The organism is Mesorhizobium sp., from assembly GCF_041661565.1.
GTDB lineage: Bacteria > Pseudomonadota > Alphaproteobacteria > Rhizobiales > Rhizobiaceae > Mesorhizobium.
This window is the reverse complement of the sequence record NZ_JBAZUD010000188.1, coordinates 1-8,009: the sequence shown is the minus strand read 5'-3', so window position 1 is coordinate 8,009 and position 8,009 is coordinate 1. Positions and strand designations below refer to the sequence as shown.

The 8,009-nt window shown below is 62.9% G+C and carries 7 protein-coding genes; 1 reads left to right on the top strand and 6 read right to left on the bottom strand.

Annotated features, from left to right (window positions below):
• The 6 genes from WC739_RS23265 to WC739_RS23240 form a co-directional block, all read right to left on the bottom strand.
• The coding region (locus WC739_RS23265) for an alcohol dehydrogenase catalytic domain-containing protein (RefSeq protein WP_372955344.1) at window positions 1–194 on the bottom strand (194 nt) is incomplete at its 3' end.
• A 72-nt stretch (window positions 195–266) separates the two neighbouring features.
• Window positions 267–1,232: an ABC transporter permease gene (locus WC739_RS23260; RefSeq protein ID WP_372955343.1), complete on the bottom strand. Its 966-nt coding sequence runs from the start codon at window positions 1,230–1,232 to the stop codon at window positions 267–269.
• Window positions 1,233–1,319: 87 nt separating this feature from the next.
• Complete coding sequence (locus WC739_RS23255) at window positions 1,320–2,843, bottom strand: sugar ABC transporter ATP-binding protein (RefSeq protein WP_372955342.1); 1,524 nt, start codon at window positions 2,841–2,843, stop codon at window positions 1,320–1,322.
• A gap of 166 nt (window positions 2,844–3,009) precedes the next feature.
• Window positions 3,010–4,002 carry an ABC transporter substrate-binding protein gene (locus tag WC739_RS23250; RefSeq protein WP_372955341.1) on the bottom strand — a complete coding sequence of 331 codons (993 nt, stop codon included), beginning with the start codon at window positions 4,000–4,002 and terminating at the stop codon, window positions 3,010–3,012.
• 334 nt (window positions 4,003–4,336) lie between these two features.
• Window positions 4,337–5,335, bottom strand: a complete 999-nt coding sequence (locus tag WC739_RS23245; RefSeq protein WP_372955340.1) for an aldo/keto reductase — start codon at window positions 5,333–5,335, stop codon at window positions 4,337–4,339.
• A 59-nt stretch (window positions 5,336–5,394) separates the two neighbouring features.
• Window positions 5,395–6,900 (bottom strand): UxaA family hydrolase, encoded by a 1,506-nt coding sequence (locus tag WC739_RS23240; RefSeq protein ID WP_372955339.1) that lies wholly within the window; start codon window positions 6,898–6,900, stop codon window positions 5,395–5,397.
• 251 nt (window positions 6,901–7,151) lie between these two features.
• Here WC739_RS23240 and WC739_RS23235 point away from each other — a divergent pair.
• A partial coding sequence (locus tag WC739_RS23235) for an FCD domain-containing protein (protein WP_372955338.1) occupies window positions 7,152–8,009 on the top strand: 858 nt, incomplete at its 3' end.

The following is an 8,009-nucleotide window of genomic DNA, read 5'->3' as shown; positions in this document are numbered from 1 at the left end:
GTTCCCGAGACCTCATGGCCCATGATGCGGGGATAGGCGAGGAACGGGTGCTTGCCCTCGAAGATGTGGTAGTCGGTGCCGCAGATGCCGACATGGCTGACCGCGACCAGCGCCCAGCCGGCAGGCGGCGCGCCAGGTCCGGCACGGTCTTCCACGACCAGTTCGCCGGGTGATCGGCAGACGACGGCTTTCATGCTTCAATCCAGTCGGTGGTCAGATCGCCGGCTCGTCGGGTCTTGACGGCCGGCGACTGGTTGCGGGTCGGCTCACTTGCCGCGGCGGCGAAGTCCGTCGAAATAGACGATGATGATGATCAGCGCGCCGGTGATGATGCGCTGCCAGAACGAGTTGACGTTTAGCAAATTGGCGCCGTTGTTGATGGTGGCCAGGATGAAGGCGCCGAGCAACGGGCCATGCACCGAGCCGACCGCTCCGAACAGCGAAGTGCCGCCGATGACCGACGAGGCGATGGCCTGCAGCTCCCAGCCCTCGGCTTGGGTCGGGTTGCCGATGCCGATGCGGGCGGCCAGCAGCACGCCGACGAATGCCGCGCAGAGGCCGGACAGCGTGTAGGCCATGTAGATGGTGCGCTGGACGTTGACGCCGGAAAGGCGCGACGCCTCGGCGTTGGAGCCGACCGAAAACAGGTACCGGCCCCAGCGGCTGTGATGCAGGAAGACATAGGCCGGAATGCCGACCAGGATGACCATCCAGAACAGGTTGGGAATGCCGATGAAGGAATTGCGCGAGAAGGCGGTGAAGGAATCGCTGTTGATGTTGATGGAGTTGCCGTTGGTCATCAGAAGGCCGATGCCGCGCAGCGAGGTGAGGGTCGCCAGCGTGATGATGAAGGGCGGCAGGCCCATCTTGACGATGCCGAAGCCGTGAAACATGCCGATGGCGACGCCGACCAGCAGCGTCACCAGGATGGCGACCCAGATCGGGAAGCCGGCATTGATCATCATGGCGACGACGACCGTGGCAAAGCCGACGACGGCGCCGACCGACAGGTCGATGCCGCCGGTGATGATGACGAAGGTCTGGCCCACCGCCATGATGGCGATCATCGAGCCCTGGCGCAAAAGATTGGCGATGTTGTTGCCCGTGGCGAAACTGGTCGTTGCCACCGAAAGCAGAATCCAGAGCAGCACCAGGAGCGCCAGCAGCGTCAGCCCGAACAGGACGTTGTAATTACGCTTCGGTTTTTCGATCGGTATGACTTCGGTGCTCATCGTTCCTCCCGTTTCTTCTTTTTACATTTTTTTTGATTGAGCATGATCTCGTCCGAAAACCGGCTTCCACTTTTCGGGATCATGCTCCTAGCCGATCGCCTGGGTCAGAACGTCCTCGTGGCTGGCGGCACGAAAGCCGTGGCTTGCCACCAGTCTGCCGCGCCGGAACACATGCAGCGTGTCGGAGAGTTCATAGACTTCCGGCAGGTAGGACGAGATCAGGATGATGCCGGCGCCCTTCGACAGCAGCGCGCCGAACAGGCGGTAGATCTCGGCCTTGGTGCCGACATCGACGCCGACCGTCGGCTCGTCGAAGATGAACAGCTTGGCGCCGTGCGCAAGCCATTTGCCGATGACGATCTTCTGCTGGTTGCCGCCTGAAAGGCTGGAGGCCAGCGCCCCGCGGGTCGGCGTCTTGATGCGCAGGTCGGCGATCTGGCGGTCGGCCTGCACCTTCTCCTTCGCGCTCGATATCAGCAGATTATTGGAAATGCGCTTGTAGATCGGCAGGTTGAGATTGAGGCCCACCGGCAAATTGAGGCAAAGGCCCTGGTCGCGGCGGCTTTCGGGCGCCAGCGCCATGCCGAGCTTGATCGCGTCGTGCTCGGAATTGACCTGGACGACCTTGCCTTCCCACAGGATCTGGCCGGCCGACCTCTTGTGGCGGCCGTAGAGGGTGGTGACGAATTCGCTGCGCCCGGCGCCGATCAGGCCATAAAGCCCGACGATCTCGCCGGCGCGAACCGTCATCGACACATCCTCGAAGCCCTTGCCAGACAGGTTGCTCGCCTCGAGGATCGCGGCGCCGGGAGTGAAGTGCTCCTTGTGGTAGACCTGCTCGATCGAGCGGTTGATCATCATCTTGACCAGTTCGGCATCATTGGTCTCGGCAATGTTCCGGGTGCCGACCAGGGTGCCGTCGCGCAGCACGGAAACACGGTCTGCGAGCTCGAACACCTCTTCCATGCGATGGCTGATGTAGATGATCGTGACGCCTTCACCCTTCAGCCGGCGGATCAGGGTGAAGAGCTGGTCGGCTTCCTTGCGGGTCAGATAGGCCGTCGGTTCGTCGAAGATCAGGAATTTGGTGCCGCGCACCGTGGCCCGCGCCGCGGCGATCAGCTGCTGCTGGCCGATGGTGAGGTCGCCCAGCGTGACATGGGCCGGCAGGTCGAAGCCGAGATCGTCGATGATCTTCTGCGCTTCCCGGACCATGGCGCGTTGCTGCAGGATGCCGAAGCGGGAATTCTCCTCGCCAAGGAACATGTTGGCGGCAACCGTCAGGTGGCGGCAAAGCACGACCTCCTGGTGCACGGCATTGATGCCGAGCGCCATCGCCTCATGCGGCGTCGCCAGGGCGGCCGGCTGGCCTTCCCAGATGACCTCTCCGGAGGTGCGCGGCATGACGCCGGTCAAAAGCTTGATGAGCGTGGATTTGCCGGCGCCGTTCTCGCCGACGATTGCGTGGATTTCGCCGGACTTGAAAGCGAGGTCCACCGGTTTCAGCGCGTGGGTGCCGGGATAGCGCTTTTCCAAGCCCCGCAGTTCAAGGATGGTCCTGCCGGGCTCGAGTGCGGGGGCGGGATGAAGTTCCTGCGCCGTCGAAATCATGACAATCCTCCCAGATTGGCCCCGCGGCGGCACGCCGCCAGGCAAGGATATGCCGAAAAAGAAATGCCCTGAAGGCAGCCTAGCCCAAGCGCGCCGATTGCCAAGGCATTTGTGCCGTATGTTTCCGGGGCGCGGTGGCCCCGGAAACGATGCGGTCGAGCGATGCTCAGAGCTTCGGGTTGAGCAGCGCGTCGATCTTGGGATCCTTCATATTGTCCTTGGTCACAAGATTGGCGCCGGTGTCGACATTGGCCTCGACCTTTTCGCCCTTGGAGGCGGCGAGCGCGGTCTTGATGCCGTCATAGCCCATCCGGTAGGGATCCTGGACGACCAGTGCGGAGATGACGCCGTCATTGAGGAACTTGATCAGCTTCTCGTCGCTGTCGAATCCGACCAGAGCCACCTTGCCGCCAAGGTTGTTTTCGGCGACAGCCTGACCGACGCCCTGCGCCATGATCAGGTTGGAAGCGAAGATACCCTTGAGGTTGGGGTTGGCGGTGATCAGGTCGGTGGCGATGTTGAGGCCCGTTGTGGCCTGGCCATCGGCGTATTTGTCGGCGACCAGCTTGAGGCCAGGATATTTTGCCTTGAGCTGTTCGGTGAAGCCTTGCTTGCGCTGTTCGAGCGAGCCGGCGCCGGGCGCGTTGGTGATCAGGGCGACGTCACCCTCGATCTTGCCGCCATTGGCGGCGCCGATGGCGGCCGCGAGGCCGTCGGCGGCGACACGGCCGCCCTGCACGTTGTCGGTGGTCAGGAACGAGGTGAAGGCCTTGGAGTCGGCGCCGGAGTCGATGCCGATGATCTTGACCTTGGCGGCTGCCTCATCGATCGGCTTGCCGAGCGCCTTGAATTCGGTCGGCGAGATGACGATGGCCGCCGGGTTGCTGGCGACGGCGTTCTCGAGGATCGAGATCTGGCCGTTGACGTCGGTTTCAGCCTGGGCGCCGAGTTCCGGCACGTTGACCCCAAGATCCTTGCCGGCCTTGCGGGCGCCGGCCAGAACGATCTGCCAGTAGAAGGACGTCGTGTCCTTGACGATGATCGGGATGGTCACGTCCGCCGCCGAAGCCGGTGCCGAATGCATGACGCCGGCGAGCATCGACGCCGCTGCCAGCGCCATCACGGCGCGGCGATTGAGAATGCTGGTCACGAATTTCATAGGTTTCCTCCCTAAGTCGCCCGGTGAACGATACGGAAGCCCCGTTCGGATAGGCGCAGCCAAACAGAACTTTATCAATAAAAAACAGTTACCCGATTTTGATAGTGCATCGATCACGACGATGCAAGCGCTGTTTCGAGCCGGTCCTGCCAATGTCCCGGAGGTCACATCCGTCGCGCCGCTCCTCGCTATGGCGGACCCATGCGCCGGCTTCCATTCTTCAAACCATGGAATATTAATTCCACGACTTCGTCAATATGGAATATTCATTCTTTCTTGTATGTGAGCTTTGTGACGCCAGAGCCTCAACCATCCACAGTGCAGTGACGCCTGCTCACCCAAGCTCCTGCACCACCGTATAGGGTCGATACCGGGCGTAGTCCGTCTCCGGCACCTCGATATCGAGCAGTTCGAGATTGCGGGCCAGATTGGCCGGCTTGGCGGTGCCGGTGAGCACGGTAGCGACCACGGGCTCGTGCAGGGGAAACTGGAAAGCGGCGGCCGCCAGGGGATAGCCGCCTTCAGCGGCGATCTTTTCCATCGCATCGACCCGAGCAAGGATATCCTCGCTTGCCGGCGCATAGTCGAAATTCGCGCCCGTAACCGGACCCGTCGCCAATATGCCGGAATTGAAAACGCCGCCGATGACAAGGGAGGTCTGTTGTGCCCGGCACAGGGGCAGCAATTCGGCTTCCGCGCTGCGGTCGAGCAAAGAATAGCGGCTGGCAAGCAGGATGCAGTCGAGCGGCGCGCGGCGCATCACGTCGAGGCAGATGCGCACTTCGTTGACGCCCAGCCCATAGGCGGAAATCGTGCCGGAACGCTTCAATTCATCGAGCGCCTTGAGGCCCCCGTCCATCAGTTGACGGAAGTGCAGCTTGGTCTTCTCGACGCCGTGCGTGTAGGCGCCGATGTCATGGACGTACAGGATGTCGATCTTGTTCAGGCCAAGCCGCGCATAGCTGAAATCGACCGACCGCATGATGCCGTCGTAGGAATAGTCATAGTCGAGCGCGAAAGGCAGCGGGTCGACATAGGCGTGATCGGGAACCTGATCCTCCGGCACAGGCCGGAACAGCCGTCCGACCTTGGTGGACAGCACGTAGGAATCGCGCGGCTTCTCGCGCAGGAAGTCGCCGAAGCGGCGTTCCGACAGGCCGAAGCCGTAGAAGGGTGCGGTGTCGAAATAGCGCAGGCCCGCGTCCCAGGCGCCCTGCAGCGTCTCCATCGCCGCCGCGCGCGAACAGGCGCGGTAGAGGCCGCCGATCGCTGCGCCGCCGAAACTGATCTCGGTGACCTCCAGCGCCGTCTGGCCGATGCGGCGTTTTTCCATGCGAAACCCTCTCCGTTCCGGACTGTTGCCCGGCTCGACAAACCGCTGCTCGGTCCGGTCTAGAGCGTCGCTCCGAGGTGCCAGGGCACGAACTCGTTGTCGCCGTAGCCGAAGTCCTCGCTCTTGGTCTTGCGGCCGGAAGCCGTCTCGACGATGAGTTCGAAGATCTCGCGGCCCATGCCGGCGATGGTCTTGTCGCCGGAGGCAATGACGCCACAGTTGACGTCCATGTCCTCTTCCATCTGGTGATACATGGTCGAGTTGGTGGCGACCTTTATCGACGGCGTTGGCCGGCAGCCGAAGCAGGAGCCACGGCCTGTGGTGAAGACGATGACGTTCGCGCCGCCGGCGACCTGGCCGGTCGCCGACACGGGGTCGTAGCCGGGCGTGTCCATGAACACCAAGCCGCTGCCGGTGACCTTTTCGGCGTAGCCGAAGACGCCGTTGAGCGGCGTCTGGCCACCCTTGGCGACTGCGCCAAGCGACTTTTCGAGGATGGTGGTGAGGCCGCCGCGCTTGTTGCCGGGTGAGGGGTTGTTGTCGATCGAGGCGCCGTGCTTGGCGACATGGTCCTCCCACCACTTGACGAAACCGTCGAGTTTCTGGGCGATCTCAGGCGTCGCCGCGCGATAGGCGAGCAGATGTTCGGCGCCATAGATTTCGGTCGTCTCGGAAAGGATACCGATACCGCCGACGCCGGCCAGGATATCGACTGCCGCGCCCAGCGCCGGATTGGCTGTGATGCCCGACATGCCGTCGGAACCACCGCATTGCAGGCCGACGACGATCTCGCTCACCGGGATCGGCTCACGCTTCAACTGGCCGACTTCCTCGGCGATCTCGGCCAACACCAACATCGCCTTTTCCACCGCTTTGCGCGACCCGCCGGCATCCTGGATGTTGAAATGGCGTTTGCCGGCGGCGACACCCTTCTGGCCGTAGAGGGTAAGTTGGTTGACCTCGCAGCCGAGGCCGACCATCAGCACACCGCCGAAATTCGGATGGCGCGCATAGCCGGCCAGCGTGCGGTGCAGCACCATCATGCCGTCGCCGGTGGCGCTCATGCCGCAGCCCTGGCCGTGGACGATCGGCACGAAGCCGTCGATGCCGGGATATTTCGGCAGCAAGGTCCGGTTGGCGGTGTCGGCGATGGAATGGCAGACGGTGGCAGAGCAATTGACGCTGGCGAGGATGCCGATGAAGTTGCGCGTGCCGGCGCGGCCGTCGGCGCGGCGATAGCCCATGAAGGTGCGGGCGCGGTCGGCCTCCGTGGCATGCTCGGCCTCGCTGGGCGGCACCACAGGCAAGCGGCCGGATTCGAAGACCAGATTGTGCGAATGGACATGCTCGCCGGGAGCGATGTCCTGCGTGGCGCGGCCAATGGCCTGGGCATATTTCACCACCGCTTCGCCTGCGGCGATCGGCTTGATCGCCACCTTGTGACCGGGCTCGATGACGGCCGTGGCAAGCGCGCCGCCTGGCAGGACGGTGCCGATCTCGATGCGGCCGTTGGCAACGGCGACATTGTCGGCGGGGGACAGGAGAATGGTGTTGGAGACGTTCACGGGCGGGTTCCTGGGTGATCCTGGGATGCGCGCGGATTGACACGCGCTTGATAAGAGTTAATGTCTTTTATCGTGAAAAAACAGTTTTGCGTCAATTGTTTTTTCGCTGGCGTTGCGCGCGCCTCCGGCTGATGGCGTTGCAAACAATGATCGAGACCCAAGCGGAAGCGATTCCTGCTTTTCAGGGCCATGGGAACGTCATATTGCGCTTCAAGCCGGCCGCGCAAGCGCCGGCATGAGTGGGGCAGGGGATGTCGAAGAGCAACAACGTCTACAAGGACGCCTACAACAGGTGCCTCAGGCTGCTCGACGAAACGCGCAGCCTGCCTTCGGAGCCGGAACTGGGAGTTTTGCTCGGCGTCAGCCGCACGACCGTGCGCAGCATCCTTGCGCGCATGGAAGAAACCGGTCTGATCGCCTGGAACAAACGCGCCAAGACGGTGCTGCGCGAACCGCGTCCCGACGATTTCTTTCCCGAGGAAGAGACCGACACGCTGGCGCAGATCATCGAGCGGTCGTTCATGCGGCGGCTGCTCGCCGGCGGGGCCGAGGCAGGCATGCAGATCAACGAGCTCGAACTGGCGCGCGAAATCGGCGTCGGCACCACCAGCGTGCGCGAATTCCTGATCCGCTTTTCCCGCTTCGGCCTGATCGAAAAGCGCCGCAACAGCCATTGGGTGCTGAAAGGCTTCACCCGCGCCTTCGCGCTGGAACTGACCGAGATCCGCGAGATGTTCGAAATACGCTCGGCGGCCGCCTTCGCCGCCTTGCCACGCGATAGCCCGGTCTGGGCCGATCTTGACCGCCTGGAAGCCGAGCACCATCTGCTGGCCAGCGAGATCGCCACGCGCTTCAACGAATTCTCGGAACTGGACGAGCGCTTCCACCGGCTCATCCATCGCGCGTCGCACAACCGCTTCATCGTCGATTTCTACGATGTGATCGCCATGATCTTCCACTACCATTACCAGTGGAACAAGGCGCAGGAGCGCGAGCGGAACGAAGTCGCGGTCGGCGAGCACCTAGCCTATATCGAGGCCCTCAAATCACGCGACCTCGGCAAGGTCGACGCTGCCTGCCGCAAGCATCTGAAGTCGGCGCGCCAGACA

Bases quoted from the DNA above. Each gene is read 5' to 3' on its own strand.
- WC739_RS23260 (WP_372955343.1), bottom strand. From the start codon at position 1,232: ATGAGCACCGAAGTCATACCGATCGAAAAACCGAAGCGTAATTACAAC.
- WC739_RS23255 (WP_372955342.1), bottom strand. From the start codon at position 2,843: ATGATTTCGACGGCGCAGGAACTTCATCCCGCCCCCGCACTCGAGCCC.
- WC739_RS23250 (WP_372955341.1), bottom strand. From the start codon at position 4,002: ATGAAATTCGTGACCAGCATTCTCAATCGCCGCGCCGTGATGGCGCTG.
- WC739_RS23245 (WP_372955340.1), bottom strand. From the start codon at position 5,335: ATGGAAAAACGCCGCATCGGCCAGACGGCGCTGGAGGTCACCGAGATC.